Here is a 14854-nt window from a genome sequence, read left to right on the forward strand (position 1 = left end):
CTACCCATGACCGAGCAGACCCCCGCGCCGTCCCTTCCCGTCGACGAGAACAGCCTCATCGCCGAACGGCGCGCCAAACTCGCCGCGCTGCGCGCGCAGGGCGTGGCCTATCCGAACGACTTCCGCCGCAGCGACTTCGCCGGCGATCTGCAGGCCGAGTTCGCCGACACCGAGCGCTGGACCGCCGAGGCGCTGGAGGCCCAGGGCCGCAGCCTGCGCCTGGCCGGGCGCCTGCTGGCCAAGCGGGTGATGGGCAAGGCCAGCTTCGTGCAGCTGCAGGACGAGTCCGGGCGCATCCAACTGTTCCTGCAGGCCAACGCTCTGGGCGAGGCCTACGACGCCTTCAAGGGCTGGGACATCGGCGACATCATCGGCGTGGAGGGCGGACTGACCCGCACCAAGACCGGCGAACTGTCGATCAAGGCCACCGCGCTGCGGCTGCTGACCAAGGCGCTGCGGCCGCTGCCGGACAAGTGGCACGGCCTGTCGGACGTGGAGCAGCGCTACCGCCAGCGCTACGTGGACCTGATCGTGTCGCCGGAAGCGCGCGAGGTGTTCGTCAAGCGCTCCAAGATCATCCGCGCCATGCGCGCCTGGCTGGACGCGCGCCGCTTCCTGGAAGTGGAGACGCCGATGATGCACTACATCCCCGGCGGCGCCACGGCCAAGCCGTTCACCACCCACCACAACGCGTTGGACCTGGACCTGTATCTGCGCGTGGCCCCGGAGCTGTACCTGAAGCGCCTGGTGGTCGGCGGCCTGGAACGGGTCTACGAAATCAACCGCAATTTCCGCAACGAAGGCGTCAGCACCCGGCACAATCCGGAATTCACCATGATGGAGCTGTACGAGGCCTACGCCACGTACCACGAGGTGATGGACCTGACCGAGAACGTCATTCGCGATGTCGCCGGCGAGGTGCTGGGCACCACCCAGGTGCACTGGGACGGCGCCGACATCGACCTGGCGCCGGCGTTCCGCCGCTGGCGCATGGACGAGGCGGTGCGCCACCACAATCCGGAGATCAGCGCCGCCGACTGCACCGACCGCGAGGCCCTGCTGCGCCATTGCGAGCGGTTGAAGATCCGCACCAAGCCGTCCTACGGCTGGGGCAAGCTGCTGCTGGAGATCTTCGAGGCCACGGTCGAGCACACCCTGATCCAGCCCACCTTCATCACCGACCACCCGGTCGAGGTGTCGCCGCTGGCGCGCTCCAGCGACACCGAGCCGGGCTATACCGACCGCTTCGAGCTGTTCATCAACGGCAAGGAAATCGCCAACGGCTTCTCCGAGCTCAACGACCCGGAAGACCAGGCGGCGCGGTTCCAGGCCCAGGTGGCGGCCAAAGACGGCGGGGACGACGAGGCCATGCACTTCGACGCCGACTACATCCGGGCGCTGGAAGTCGGGCTGCCGCCGACCGGCGGCCTGGGCATCGGCATCGACCGACTGGTAATGTTGCTCACCGGCAGCAGCTCGATCCGTGACGTGCTGCTGTTTCCGTACATGCGTCCGGAGGCTTAACCTAGCCCCGGACGAGGTGGCGCGGTTCTTGCACCAGGCGTTGCACGCAAAAGGAAGTGAGGTGGACGGGCCGGGGTGAGTCAGCGCCGGCGCGTTCCCGTTGTCGTCTCAGCAGCCCGCGCAGATGCGACGGGCGGAGGATTGCAGATGCATGATGCCAGCATGAGCCTCTCCGGCGCGTCCTCGAACGGGGACCGTCTCCACTGGGCGGACGGAAGCGACAATCGTTTGAACATCGTCATCGTCGACGATCAGACCTCCGCGCGGACGATGCTGCGGCATGTCATCGAGGACATCGCCCCGGAACTGACCGTGCGCGATTTCGGCGACTCGCAGGCCGCGCTGGCCTGGTGCGAGGCCGGCAAGGTCGATCTGCTGTTGCTCGACTACCGCATGCCGGGCATGGACGGGCTGGAGTTCGCGCGGCGCCTGCGCCGGCTGCCCAAGCACCGCGACATCCCGATCATCCTGATCACCGTAGTTGGCGACGAACCGATCCGCCAGGCCGCCCTGGAAGCGGGGGTGATCGACTTCCTGGTCAAGCCGATCCGCCCGCGCGAATTGCGTGCGCGCTGCCACAACCTGCTGCAGCTGCGGTTGCAGAGCGAGAACATCAAGCAGCGTGCCATGTCGCTGGAGCAGCGCCTGCTGGCCAGCATGCGCGAGGTCGAGGAACGCGAGCGCGAGACCCTGTCGCGGTTGGCGCGGGCCATCGAGTACCGCGACGTCGGCACCAGTGCCTACCTGGAACGCATGGCCCACGTGGCCGGGCTGATCGCCGAGCAACTGGGTCTGTCCGAGGACGAGGTGCGGGTCATCGAGATGGCGGCGAGCCTGCACGACATGGGCAAGATCGCCATTCCCGATGCGGTGCTGCTCAAGCCGGGCAAGCTCAACGAGGACGAGATGGCGGTGATGCGCATGCATCCGCGCATCGGCTACGAACTGCTCAGCGGCAGCCAGAACCGCTTCATCCAGGTCGGCGCGCTGATCGCCCTGCGCCATCATGAGCGCTACGACGGCAGCGGCTACCCGGACGGCCTGGTCGGCGAGGCGATTCCGCTGGAAGCGCGGATCGTGGCGGTCGCCGACGTATTCGACGCGCTGATCTCGCCGCGCCCCTACAAGGAAGCCTGGACCATGGATGCGACGCTGGCCTACCTCTACGCCCAGCGCGGCCGCCTGTTCGACCCGCGTTGCGTGGACGCGCTGTTCCGTGGACGCGAGCAGCTGCAGGTGATCTGCGAGAAATTCTCCACCGCCTCGGCGCGACCAGGAGTCTGACATGATCGCGGCGATCACGTGGGTGCGGCAGCGGTTCGCGGAGCGCAAGGACACCGAGCATGCGCAGGCACTGGTGCGGATCGCCCTGATCTCCATCATCCTGAGCTACGTGCTGCTGCCGGGTCCGCGCGCGACATTGCCGATGCGCGAGTACCTGAACGTGGTCGCCGTGGTGTCGTCCGGTCTGGTGCTGTCGCTCGGTGTGCTGGCCTGGCTGCTGTGGCGGCCGGAGCGTTGCGACACGCGACGGATCATCGGCATGATCGCCGACTACGGCCTGATCGCCGCGGCAATGATCGGCATGGGCGAGCCGCTGGCGTGGATGTACGTCGTGGTGTTGTGGGTGACAGTCGGCAACGGTTTGCGCTACGGCAACCGGTATCTGTACCTGGCGGTGGCCATGGGGGTGGCCAGCTTCGGCACCACGGTGCTGGTGACGCCGTACTGGCGCACCAACCTTGGACTCGGCATCGGTCTGGTCATCGGCCTGCTGGCGGTGCCGCTCTATCTGTCCGGGCTGTTGCGGCAGTTGACCCAGGCAACCAAGGAGGCGCAGCGCGCCAACGAGGCGAAGAGCCGCTTTCTGGCCAACATGAGCCACGAGTTCCGCACGCCGCTCAACGGCCTCTCGGGCATGACCGAGGTGTTGTCGACGACCAAGCTGGATGCCGAGCAGCGCGAGTGCGTCAGCACCATCCAGGCATCTGCCAAGAGCCTGCTCTCGCTGGTCGAAGAGGTGCTGGACATCTCCGCGATCGAGGCCGGAAAGATCCGCATCGACAACAGCGCCTTCTCGCTGCGCGAGACCGTGGAGCAGATCGGGCTGATCCTGCAGCCGCAGGCGCGGGTCAAGGCGATCGGCTACTTCGTCGACATCGCTGCCGAAGTGCCGAACCATCTCCTCGGCGACGCGGGTCACCTGCGCCAGGTGCTGCTGAATCTGGCCGGGAACGCGATCAAGTTCACCGATTCCGGTCGCGTCGACGTGCGGGTGAAGCTGCTGCGCAGCGACGCGGATCGGACGTGGCTGAGTTTCGATATCGTCGACACCGGGATCGGCGTGCCGGAGTCGATGCGATCGCGGCTGTTCGACGCGTTCGAACAGGCGGATGTGGGACTGGCCCGGCGCTACGAGGGGACAGGGCTGGGCACCACGATCGCCAAGGGCCTGGTGGAGTCGATGGGCGGCAGTATCGGCTATCAGGAGAACCTGCCGCGCGGAAGCCGGTTCTGGTTCGACCTGCCTTTCGAGATCGCGGCGAGCACGGTCGAGGAAGCGCCGGAGATGGAGGCGGCGGCCGCCGAACACCCCGAGGACAGCGGCCAGCCGGGGAACGTCATCGCCTTTTCCGATCCCTTCCTGCGCCACCGCGCGCGCATCCGCAGCATGCGCATTCTGGTGGCCGACGACCATGCCGCCAATCGCATGGTGCTACAGCGCCTGCTGCAGAAGGCGGGGCATCGTCCGATCTGCGTCGAAGGGGCCGAATCGGTACTGGACGCATTGGCGGAGAGCGAGTTCGACGGTGTCATCGTCGATCTGCACATGCCGGGCATGAGCGGATTGGACATGCTGAAGCAGCTGCGGATCATGCAGGCTGGCGGTCCGCGCACGCCCGTGGTGGTGCTCAGCGCGGACGTCACGCCGGATTCGATCCAGCGATGCGAGCAGGCCGGTGCGCATACGTTCCTGGCCAAGCCGGTCGTCGCAAGCCGTCTGCTGGATACGCTGGCCGACATCGCCGCGGAAGGGCGCCTGCGTGGCTCGGGCGAGGCTCAGGTCAGGCAACTGATCGCCACGTCCGAAGGTGTGCTGGATTCCTCCGTGCTCGATGAACTGGCCGGGCTGGGCATGGGCGACGGATTCGAACGCGAGTTCATTTCGCAGTGCCTCAACGATGCCGAAGGCTGCCTGGGCGGCATGCAGATCGCAGGCGACGCGGAGCATTGGGAACGCCTGCGCGAACATGCTCACGCGATCAAGGGCGTGGCAAGCAACCTGGGCCTGATCCGGTTGGCCAGCCTCGGTGGCGAACTGATGCAGATGGCGGAATGGCAGATGCGCAGCGAATGGCGCTCCCGGTTGATGGCACTCAATGCCAGTCTGACCGAGGGCAGGGAGGTGCTCGAGGCACGCGCACGCCGCAGCGCAAGTTCCGAAGAAAACGAGCTGCGCTGACGCCCGCAGTAGGGCCCGGCATGGCACCGGGCCGACCACTGATCGCCGACCGCTGACGTTTGCCTAGGCTGCGACGTCTCGCGCACGGCGGGTCTGCGCGCGTACCAGCCGATCCATCGTGCGCAGCGATTTCTCGTCCAGTGCCAACGCGCAGTCGACCCAGATGTCGGTGATCGCCTGCAGTTCCTGCAGCGTCACGGGTTGCGCCAGATTGCGCACGGCGTTCATCGCCAGGTACGACTGCGGGCTGCGGCGCTGATCGTGGATAAGCTGCTTGACGCGCTCGACGCCCTGGTTCCGCGGGACCAGGACATCGACGATGCCCATCGCGTGCATCTGCTCGCTGCTGTAGAGGTCGGCGCCGAGGATGATCTGTTCGGCGACATGCGGCGCGACGCGCTTGCACAGGAAGGAGTAAGCGCCCATGCCGGGAATCAGTCCGAAGATCGCCTCCGGCAACCCCATGGTGACGCCTTCCTCTGCGACGATGGTGTGGCAGGCCAATGCCATCTCAAGCCCGCCACCGAGGGTATCGCCTTGCAGCAGGGCGATGGTGCGCACGTCGCCCGCCAGGCCGCGCTGCAATTGATGCACGCCGCTCACACAGCGATAGGCGTAGTCGAGCAGTAGCGCGCGGTCCTTGCGGCGGATGAGATCGGAAAAAAGCGCAAGATCGCCACCGAGATTGAAGACATTGGCATCGGAGGCGATGACCAGATGCTTCAGGGCACCCATCTTGGGTGTATGCGCGCGCGTTGTCATCGCCTCCAGCGCCGCCAGTACGTCATCCAGCATCTGGCTATGGAAGCAGGGGCGCATCCCGAGTTGCGGATTCGCATGCATGTACAACCAATGGCTATCGTCGTCGCCGTCCGCATCGATACGGATGCTGGAATAGGCGCGGGTACGGGGCAGCGGGTCGATCGTGCTCATGGCGGGCTCTCGGAAAGACGCCCGCGGAGATGGCGTGGCGCAGCGGGCGAGTGCGTTTCCACCCGGCGGATGCTACACCCGGGTGCCGCGGCCGGAACTCGCCCCGCCAGCGCCTTCAGGGGCGCCACGTGGGCGCCCGTCGGACCTGCTTATTGCGGCGGCGGCGCGTCGCGCAGCTCACGCCGCAGGATCTTGCCGACGTTGGTCTTGGGCAGTTCCTTGCGGAACTCGACGATGCGCGGGTGCTTGTAGCCGGTGAGGTTGGCGCGGGCATGCGCCTTCACCTCCTCGGCGGTCAGGTTGGGGTCCTTCTTCACGATGACCACCTTGACCGCCTCGCCGGATTTTTCGTCCGGCACGCCGACCGCGGCCACTTCCAGCACCCCCGGCATCATCGCGATGACGTCCTCGACCTCGTTGGGATACACGTTGAAGCCGGACACCAGGATCATGTCCTTCTTGCGGTCGACGATATAGAAGAAGCCCTGCGGATCCATCCGCGCCATGTCGCCAGTGTGCAGCCAGCCGTCGGCATCGATGGCGCTGGCGGTTTCCTCCGGCCGGCGCCAGTAGCCCTTCATCACCTGCGGCCCGCGGATGCACAGCTCGCCGACTTCGCCATGGGCCAGGATCTGGCCCTGGTCGTCCTTGACGCAGGCGTCGGTGGAGGGGATCGGCAGGCCGATCGCGCCGTTGTATTCGGTCAGGGTCAGCGGATTGATGCAGGCCGCCGGCGAGGTCTCCGTGAGGCCGTAGGCTTCCACCAGGGTCACGCCGGTAACCTGCTTCCAGCGTTCGGCCACTGCACGTTGCACCGCCATGCCGCCGCCGAGGGTGAACTTCAGCGAGGAGAAATCCACCTTGTCGAAGCCGGGCGTGTTGAGCAGGCCGTTGAACAGGGTGTTGACGCCGGTGAAGGCGGTGAAGCGGGTCTTCTGCAGTTCCTTGACGAAGCCCGGCATGTCGCGCGGATTGCTGATCAGGTGGTTGAGCCCGCCGAGCTTCATGAAGACCAGCCCGTTCGCGGTCAGTGCGAAGATGTGGTACAGCGGCAGTGCGGTGATGATGACTTCCTTGCCTTCCTCCAGCTTGCCGGTCGCCGAGATCCAGGCGCCGGCCTGCAGCATGTTGGCGACCAGGTTGCGGTGGGTCAGCATGGCGCCCTTGGCCACACCGGTGGTGCCGCCGGTGTACTGCAGGAAGGCGATGTCGTCCGGCTCGATATCGATCGACGGCAGCGTGTGCAGGCGACCGAGGGTCAGCGCGTCGCGGAAGCGGATCGCGTTGGGGATGTCGTAGTCCGGCACCAGCTTCTTGACGTACTTCAGGACGAAGTTGACCAAAGCGCCCTTGGGAAAGCCGAGCATGTCGCCCAGGCCGGTGGTGATCACTTGCTTGACCGGGGTGTCGGCGAGCACTTCCTGCACGGTGGTGCCGAAGTTGTCGATCACTACCAGGGCGCTGGCACCGGAGTCGATCAGTTGGTGGCGCAGTTCGCGCGGGGTGTACAGCGGATTGACGTTGACCACGGTCATGCCGGCCAGCAGCACGCCGAAGGTGGCAATGGGGTATTGCAGGCAGTTGGGCATCATCAGGGCGACGCGGTCGCCCTTCTTGAGCTGCAGTTCGCCCAGCAGGTAGCCGGCGAATTGCCTGGCCAGTTCGCCGGCCTCGCGGTAGGTCAGGGTCTTGCCGAAGTTGCAGTAGGCGGGGCGGTCTCCGAACTTGGCCACGGAGCTTTCGAACACCGCGGCGACGGAGCGGTACTCGTCGACGTTGATCTCGGCGCCAACGCCGGCCGGATAACTCTGCAACCACGGACGATCCAGACTCATATTCCCCCTCCAGGAAACGTATTGATGGCTCTGTACGGACAGTATCCGCTAGAACCGGCAACGGCAGCATACCGTTCCGTAGGGAAAAGGCGAACAGGGACCCCGGGTGGAGGCCCCATGCGAGATGGTGCGAGAGGTAGGGAGAGCAAAGCTTTCGCCTTGCGGCGAGTTACTTTTCTTTGCTTGTGCAAAGAAAAGTAACCAAAAGAAAGCACACCCTGCCTGCGCGCCCTCCGCCCTCCGCCCTCCGCGCTCCGGGTCCGCGTCCATCCCGGGGATCCGCGGAAGGGGCTTGTCTGCTTCGCAGCCAAGTCCGGGGCAGTCGCCTCACGGCGCCCGCCCGCCCGCCGGGGCGAAGCAGTGCTTCGCCTTTTTCCGGCGAGCCCTGCCCCTGCCGCGGACGGCGCACATCCCTGTGCGCCGCCCTTCGGGTGTTTCCCCGCGATGGCCGCCGCTTCGGAAGGGAACCCGGCAGAGCAAGAGCAAATGCAACAGCAACAGCAACAGCAGGAGTCTTTGCTCCTGTTGTCGATGATGGCTTTGCCGAAACATCTTTGTTTTGTTGCGTTGCCGCACCAGGCGGCCTCGCCGCACAGGATCGGACTTCCGCTATTGGAGGCCGCAAGGTCGGTCAGAGTGCGGCCAGATGATGCAACAACTACTGCAGCAGGCCGCCGTGATGGGCGAGCCGGCACGCTTGCGAACCATTGGTTCGCGCGCCGGCGCAGCGCCCCCGCGCTGGCGCGGGGGCCGGGTTTCCGCTGTCGGAAAGCGCAGGGTCGCTCAGCGTGCAGCCAACTGCCGCAGCACGTACTGCAGCAGGCCGCCATGGCGGAAATACTCCACTTCCTTCGGGGTCAGCAGCATCACCGCCACCTCGAAGGACTGCGCACTGCCGTCTGTCTTGGTCGCGACGACCTTGGCGCGCTTGCTGGCGCCGTCCTGCAGGCCGGTGATCTCGAACACTTCCGAGCCGTCCAGGCCCAGGCTCTGCGCGTTCTGGCCGTCGAGGAACTGCAGCGGCAGCACACCCATGCCCACCAGGTTGGAGCGGTGGATGCGTTCGAAGCTCTCGGCGATCACCGCCTTGACCCCGAGCAGGTTGGTGCCCTTGGCCGCCCAGTCGCGCGAGGAGCCGGTGCCGTACTCCTTGCCGCCGATGACCACCAGCGGCACGCCGTCGGCCTTGTACTTCATCGCCGCGTCGTAGATCGCCAGCTTTTCCGGCTGGCCGCCGCCGGGCGGGTGATACAGGGTGTTGCCGCCTTCCTCGCCGCCGAACATCAGGTTCTTGATGCGGATGTTGGCGAAGGTGCCGCGGACCATCACGTCGTCGTTGCCGCGGCGGCTGCCGTAGCTGTTGAAGTCGGCCGGTTGCACGCCGCGTTCCTGCAGGAAGCGGCCTGCCGGCGAGTCCTTCTTGATGTTGCCGGCCGGGGAAATGTGGTCGGTGGTGATCGAGTCGCCGAACAGGCCCAGCACGCGCGCACCGTGCACGTCGTCGATGCGGCCGACCTGCATGGTCATGCCGTCGAAGTAGGGCGGGTTCTTGATGTAGGTGGAGGCGCCGTCCCAGGCGTACAGCTCGCCATCGGGCGAGGCGATGGTGTTCCAGCGGCTGTCGCCCTTGAACACGTCGGCGTAGTTCTGCTTGAACATCTCCGGGCCGACGGTGGCGGCGATGGTGTCGCCGATCTCCTTGTTGCTCGGCCAGATGTCGCGCAGGTACACGGGTTGGCCGTCGCTGCCGGTGCCCAGCGGGTCGCGGGTCAGGTCGATGTCGGTGGTTCCGGCAATGGCGTAGGCGACTACCAGCGGCGGGGAGGCCAGGTAGTTCATCTTCACTTCCGGATGCACGCGGCCTTCGAAGTTGCGGTTGCCCGACAGTACCGAGGCCACCACCAGGTCGTCCTGGGCGATGGCCGCCGACACGTCCTCCGGCAGCGGGCCGGAATTGCCGATGCAGGTGGTGCAGCCGTAGCCGACTACGTAGAAGCCGAGCTGTTCCAGGTCGTCCATGACCCCGGCCTTCTTCAGATAGTCGGTGACCACCAGCGAGCCCGGCCCAAGCGAGGTCTTGACCCACGGCTGCGCCTTCAGGCCCTTGGCCACGGCGTTGCGCGCGAGCAGGCCGGCGCCGAGCATCACTGCCGGGTTGGAGGTGTTGGTGCAGGAGGTGATGGCGGCGATCACCACCGCGCCGTCGCGCAGGCGCCAGCCGGCGCCGCTGTCCTCGGTGCTCTGCGCCTGCGCCGCCTGGGCGCCGACCGCGGTGCCGCCGCCGCCTTCGTTCTTGAGCCGGTCTTCCTGTTTCGCGTCGCTGTGGCGCTTGCTGCGCGCATCGGCGAACGGCACCAGGCTGTCGCGGAAGTTGCGCTGCATGTCTTCCAGCAGCACGCGGTCCTGCGGCCGCTTGGGGCCGGCCAGCGAGGGCTTGACCTGGCCCATGTCCAGTTCCAGGACAGCGCTGTATTCGGCATGCGCGCTGTCGGCGTCGTGCCACAGGCCCTGCGCCTTGGCATAGGCCTCGACCAGTGCGATCTGCTCCTCGCTGCGCCCGGACAGGCGCAGGTAGGTCAGCGATTCGGCGTCGATCGGGAAGATGCCGCAGGTGGCACCGTACTCGGGTGCCATGTTGCCGATGGTGGCGCGGTCGGCCAGCGGCAGGTGTTGCAGGCCGTCGCCGAAGAACTCGACGAACTTGCCGACCACGCCGTGCTTGCGCAGCATCTGCGTCACCGTCAGCACCAAGTCGGTGGCGGTGGCGCCCTCGGGCAGCTTGCCGGTGAGCTTGAAGCCCACCACGTGGGGGATCAGCATCGACGAGGGCTGGCCGAGCATCGCCGCTTCCGCTTCGATGCCGCCCACGCCCCAGCCGAGGACGCCGATGCCGTTGATCATGGTGGTGTGGCTGTCGGTGCCGAATACGGTGTCCGGGTAGGCGATCGCCTCGCCGTCGCGCTCGCCGGTCATCACCACCCGCGCCAGGTGTTCCAGGTTGACCTGGTGCACGATGCCGGTGTTTGGCGGCACCACCTTGAAGTTGTCGAAGGCCTTCTGGCCCCAGCGCAGGAAGCCGTAGCGCTCCTTGTTGCGCTGGAATTCGATCTTGCCGTTGAGGTCCAGCGCGTCGGGCTTGCCGAACACGTCCACCTGCACCGAATGGTCGATCACCAGTTCCGAGGGAATCAACGGGTTGATCTGCTCCGGGCGTCCGCCGAGCTTGACCACCGCATCGCGCATCGCTGCCAGGTCGACCACGCAGGGCACGCCGGTGAAGTCCTGCAGCACCACGCGCGCCGGCATGAAGGCGATCTCGGTGTCCGGTTCGGCCTTCGGATCCCACTTGGCCACCGCCTCGATGTGGTCCTTGCCCACGGTCACGCCGCCGTCTTCGTGGCGCAACAGGTTTTCCAGCAGGATTTTCAGCGAGTAGGGCAGGCGGGCGATGTCGAAGCGCTCGGCGAGCCTGGGCAGGCTGTAGTAGGCGTAGCGTTGGCCGTTGACCTCGAGCGAGGCGCGGGTGGAAAAGGAATCGCTCATCACGGAACTCCTATGGCGTCGCGGCTGTAGGGACTGCGGTCATTCTGACCGATTCAGTGTGTATGGCAGGTGTGACCGGCGCTGTATGCGGGCTTGAGTATGACGCTTCAAGTATGTAAAATTCGTGCATACCTTGTGGAGCCCGTCCCATGGAAGCCACTGTCGCCGAGCGCGGTCAGATCACCTTGCCCAAGGCCGTGCGCGATGCATTGGGCCTGAGCAAGGGCACCATCCTGAAGGTGGAACTGGACGGCGGCCGGATCATCCTGCGCAAGAGCGTGGACGATGCCATCTCGCGCGCCCGCGGCCGCTTCAAGCTCGATGGCTTCGCCAGCACCGACGAGGCGATGCGCGCGATCCGCGGCCGTGCCCCGGGCGATCCGTTCGAACCCGAACCCGAACCCGACGCCGGCGCATGATCGCCATCGACTCGTCCGTGCTGGTGGACCTGCTGGCCGACGGCCCGCAGGCCGACGCCACCGAAGCCTGCCTGCGCCAGTGCCTGAGCACCGGCCCGGTGGTGGTCTGCGACATCGTCCTGGCCGAAGTCTGCAGCGCGCTGCGCGACGGCGCCGAGGCCTTGTCGGTGCTGGAGGACATGAGCATCCGCTTCAGCGCGCTGGAGGCCAAGTCGGCCTTGCGCGCCGGCGAGATGCAGCGCCGCTTCCGCGCCCGTGGCGGCAAGCGCGAGCGGGTGGTGGCCGATTTCCTGATCGGTGCGCATGCGCTGCTGCAATGCGATGGCCTGATCACCCACGACGACCGTTTTTTCCGCGATTACTTCAAGGGCCTGAAGATCATCGTCCCCAAGCCTGCCGGCTGACGCCGCGCCGCCGCTACCGCACATCCCCACCGTATTTTTCCGGAGAACCCGCATGTTGGAAGCCTATCGCCACCACGTTGCAGAGCGCGCCGCGCTCGGAATCCCGCCGCTGCCGCTGAGCGCGCAGCAGACCGCGCAGGTCATCGAACTGCTGAAGAACCCGCCGGCCGGCGAGGAGCAGTTCCTGGTCGAACTGCTGAGCCACCGGGTGCCCGCCGGCGTCGACGACGCCGCCAAGGTCAAGGCCTCGTACCTGGCCGCGGTCGCCTTCGGCAGCGAGACCACCCCGCTGATCTCGCCCACCCGCGCCACCGAACTGCTGGGCACCATGCTCGGCGGCTACAACATCCATCCGCTGATCGAGCTGCTGGACAACGCCGAGCTGGGCGCGGTCGCCGCCGAAGGCCTCAAGCACACGCTGCTGATCTTCGACGCCTTCCACGACGTGCAGGAAAAGGCCGAGGCCGGCAACGCGCACGCCAAGGCCGTGCTGCAGAGCTGGGCCGAGGCCGAGTGGTTTACCAGCAAGCCGGAAGTGCCGCAGAGCCTGACCATCACCGTGTTCAAGGTGCCGGGCGAGACCAACACCGACGACCTGTCGCCGGCGCCGGACGCCACCACCCGCCCGGACATCCCGCTGCACGCGTTGGCGATGCTCAAGAACAAGCGCGACGGCGCGCCGTTCGAGCCGGAAGAGGACGGCAAGCGCGGTCCGATCCAGGCCATCGCCGACCTCAAGGCCAAGGGCCACCTGGTCGCCTACGTCGGCGACGTGGTCGGCACCGGTTCCTCGCGCAAGTCGGCGACCAACTCGGTGCTGTGGTGGACCGGCGAGGACATCCCGTACATCCCCAACAAGCGCTTCGGCGGCGTGTGCCTGGGCTCGAAGATCGCGCCGATCTTCTACAACACCATGGAAGACGCCGGCGCGCTGCCGATCGAGCTGGACGTGTCGCAGATGGAGCACGGCGACGTGGTCGAGCTGCGCCCGTACGAGGGCAAGGCGCTGAAGAACGGGCAGGTGATCGCCGAGTTCGCGATGAAGTCGGACGTGCTGTTCGACGAAGTGCGCGCCGGCGGCCGCATCCCGCTGATCGTCGGCCGCGGCCTCACCGCCAAGGCGCGCGAATTCCTGGGCCTGCCGGCCTCGACCCTGTTCCGCCTGCCGATGGACCCGCCGGACACCGGCAAGGGCTTCTCGCTGGCGCAGAAGATGGTCGGCCGCGCCTGTGGCTTGCCGGAAGGCCAGGGCATGCGCCCGGGCACTTACTGCGAACCGAAGATGACCTCGGTGGGCTCGCAGGACACCACCGGCCCGATGACCCGCGACGAGTTGAAGGACCTGGCCTGCCTCGGCTTCTCCGCCGACCTGGTGATGCAGTCGTTCTGCCACACCGCGGCGTACCCGAAGCCGGTGGACGTCAAGACCCACCACACCCTGCCGGAGTTCATCTCCACCCGCGGCGGCGTGTCGCTGCGTCCGGGCGACGGCGTGATCCACAGCTGGCTCAACCGCATGCTGCTGCCCGACACCGTCGGCACCGGCGGCGACTCGCACACCCGCTTCCCGATCGGCATCTCGTTCCCGGCCGGCTCCGGCCTGGTCGCCTTCGCCGCCGCCACCGGCGTCATGCCGCTGGACATGCCCGAGAGCGTGCTGGTGCGCTTCAAGGGGCAGATGCAGCCGGGCGTGACCCTGCGCGATCTGGTCAATGCGATCCCGCTGTACGCGATCAAGCAGGGCCTGCTGACCGTGGCCAAGCAGGGCAAGAAGAACATCTTCTCCGGCCGCATCCTGGAGATCGAAGGCCTGCCGGAGCTGAAGGTGGAGCAGGCGTTCGAGCTGTCCGACGCCTCTGCCGAGCGGTCGGCCGCCGGTTGCACGGTGCGCCTGAACAAGGAGCCGATCGTCGAGTACCTGACCAGCAACATCACCCTGCTGAAGTGGATGATCGCCGAAGGCTATGCCGACGCGCGTTCGCTGGCGCGGCGGATCAAGAAGATGGAGGAGTGGCTGGCCGATCCGCAGCTGCTCGAGCCCGATGCCGACGCCGAGTACGCCGCGGTGATCGAGATCGACCTGGCCGACATCCACGAGCCGATCGTGGCCTGCCCGAACGACCCGGACGACGTGAAGACCCTGTCCGACGTGGCCGGCGCGGCGATCGACGAAGTGTTCATCGGCTCGTGCATGACCAACATCGGCCACTTCCGTGCCGCGGCCAAGCTGCTGGAAGGCAAGCGCGACATCCCGACCCGCCTGTGGGTCGCGCCGCCGACCAAGATGGACGCCTCGGAGCTGACCAAGGAAGGCCACTACGGCACCTTCGGCGCCGCCGGTGCGCGCATGGAAATGCCGGGCTGCTCGCTGTGCATGGGCAACCAGGCGCAGGCGCGCGAGGGCGCCACGGTGTTCTCGACCTCCACCCGCAACTTCCCCAACCGCCTGGGCCGCAACACCAATGTGTACCTGGGCTCGGCGGAGCTGGCGGCGATCTGCTCGCGTCTGGGCCGGATCCCGACCAAGGACGAGTACATGGCCGACGTCGGCGTGATCAAGACCAGTGGCGAGCAGATCTACCGCTACATGAACTTCGATCAGATCCAGGACTACCAGGACGTGGCCGCCACGGTCGCCGCCTGATCGCCCCGGCGATGCGCTGATGCGACGTGCCGCCCATGCGGCATGTCGCAACGAAAAAAGCCCGGCACTGCCGGGCTTTTTTCATGGTG

Annotated in this window: 9 protein-coding genes; 6 read left to right on the forward strand and 3 right to left on the reverse strand. The window is 66.7% G+C overall.

The window, feature by feature from the left end; translation table 11 throughout:
• Positions 1 to 6 precede the first annotated feature (6 nt).
• The 3 genes from lysS to GGR71_RS11400 all read left to right on the forward strand — a co-directional run bounded on the left by lysS (position 7) and on the right by GGR71_RS11400 (position 4987).
• Complete coding sequence (gene lysS, locus GGR71_RS11390) at positions 7 to 1524, forward strand: lysine--tRNA ligase (RefSeq protein WP_048489097.1); 1518 nt, start codon at positions 7 to 9, stop codon at positions 1522 to 1524.
• 147 nt (positions 1525 to 1671) lie between these two features.
• Entirely contained in the window at positions 1672 to 2808 is a 1137-nt protein-coding gene (locus GGR71_RS11395) for a response regulator (protein ID WP_043086876.1), read from the forward strand.
• A gap of 1 nt (position 2809) precedes the next feature.
• Positions 2810 to 4987 carry an ATP-binding protein gene (locus GGR71_RS11400; RefSeq protein WP_160958644.1) on the forward strand — a complete coding sequence of 726 codons (2178 nt, stop codon included), beginning with the start codon at positions 2810 to 2812 and terminating at the stop codon, positions 4985 to 4987.
• A 63-nt stretch (positions 4988 to 5050) separates the two neighbouring features.
• Here GGR71_RS11400 and GGR71_RS11405 read toward each other — a convergent pair whose 3' ends face one another.
• The 3 genes from GGR71_RS11405 to acnA form a co-directional block, all read right to left on the reverse strand.
• Positions 5051 to 5920, reverse strand: coding sequence for a crotonase/enoyl-CoA hydratase family protein (locus GGR71_RS11405; protein WP_160958647.1), 870 nt, complete (start codon positions 5918 to 5920; stop codon positions 5051 to 5053).
• Positions 5921 to 6069: 149 nt separating this feature from the next.
• Entirely contained in the window at positions 6070 to 7755 is a 1686-nt protein-coding gene (locus GGR71_RS11410) for a long-chain fatty acid--CoA ligase (RefSeq protein WP_160958650.1), read from the reverse strand.
• Between the two features lie 783 nt (positions 7756 to 8538).
• A complete protein-coding gene (gene acnA / locus GGR71_RS11415; protein WP_160958653.1) occupies positions 8539 to 11298 on the reverse strand; it encodes an aconitate hydratase AcnA in 2760 nt (919 codons plus the stop codon).
• Between the two features lie 149 nt (positions 11299 to 11447).
• On the opposite strand from acnA, the gene GGR71_RS11420 reads away from it, so the two are divergent.
• From GGR71_RS11420 to acnB, 3 genes are read left to right on the forward strand one after another with little or no spacing between them, the layout of a single operon-like run.
• Entirely contained in the window at positions 11448 to 11717 is a 270-nt protein-coding gene (locus GGR71_RS11420; RefSeq protein ID WP_160958655.1) for an AbrB/MazE/SpoVT family DNA-binding domain-containing protein, read from the forward strand.
• Positions 11714 to 12121: a type II toxin-antitoxin system VapC family toxin gene (locus GGR71_RS11425; protein WP_017908728.1), complete on the forward strand. Its 408-nt coding sequence runs from the start codon at positions 11714 to 11716 to the stop codon at positions 12119 to 12121. Before GGR71_RS11420 ends, GGR71_RS11425 begins: the two co-directional genes overlap by 4 nt.
• 52 nt (positions 12122 to 12173) lie before the next feature.
• Positions 12174 to 14765 (forward strand): bifunctional aconitate hydratase 2/2-methylisocitrate dehydratase, encoded by a 2592-nt coding sequence (acnB, locus tag GGR71_RS11430; RefSeq protein ID WP_160958658.1) that lies wholly within the window; start codon positions 12174 to 12176, stop codon positions 14763 to 14765.
• Positions 14766 to 14854 lie beyond the last annotated feature (89 nt).

The sequence above is a fragment of the Xanthomonas sp. F1 genome (assembly GCF_014199855.1).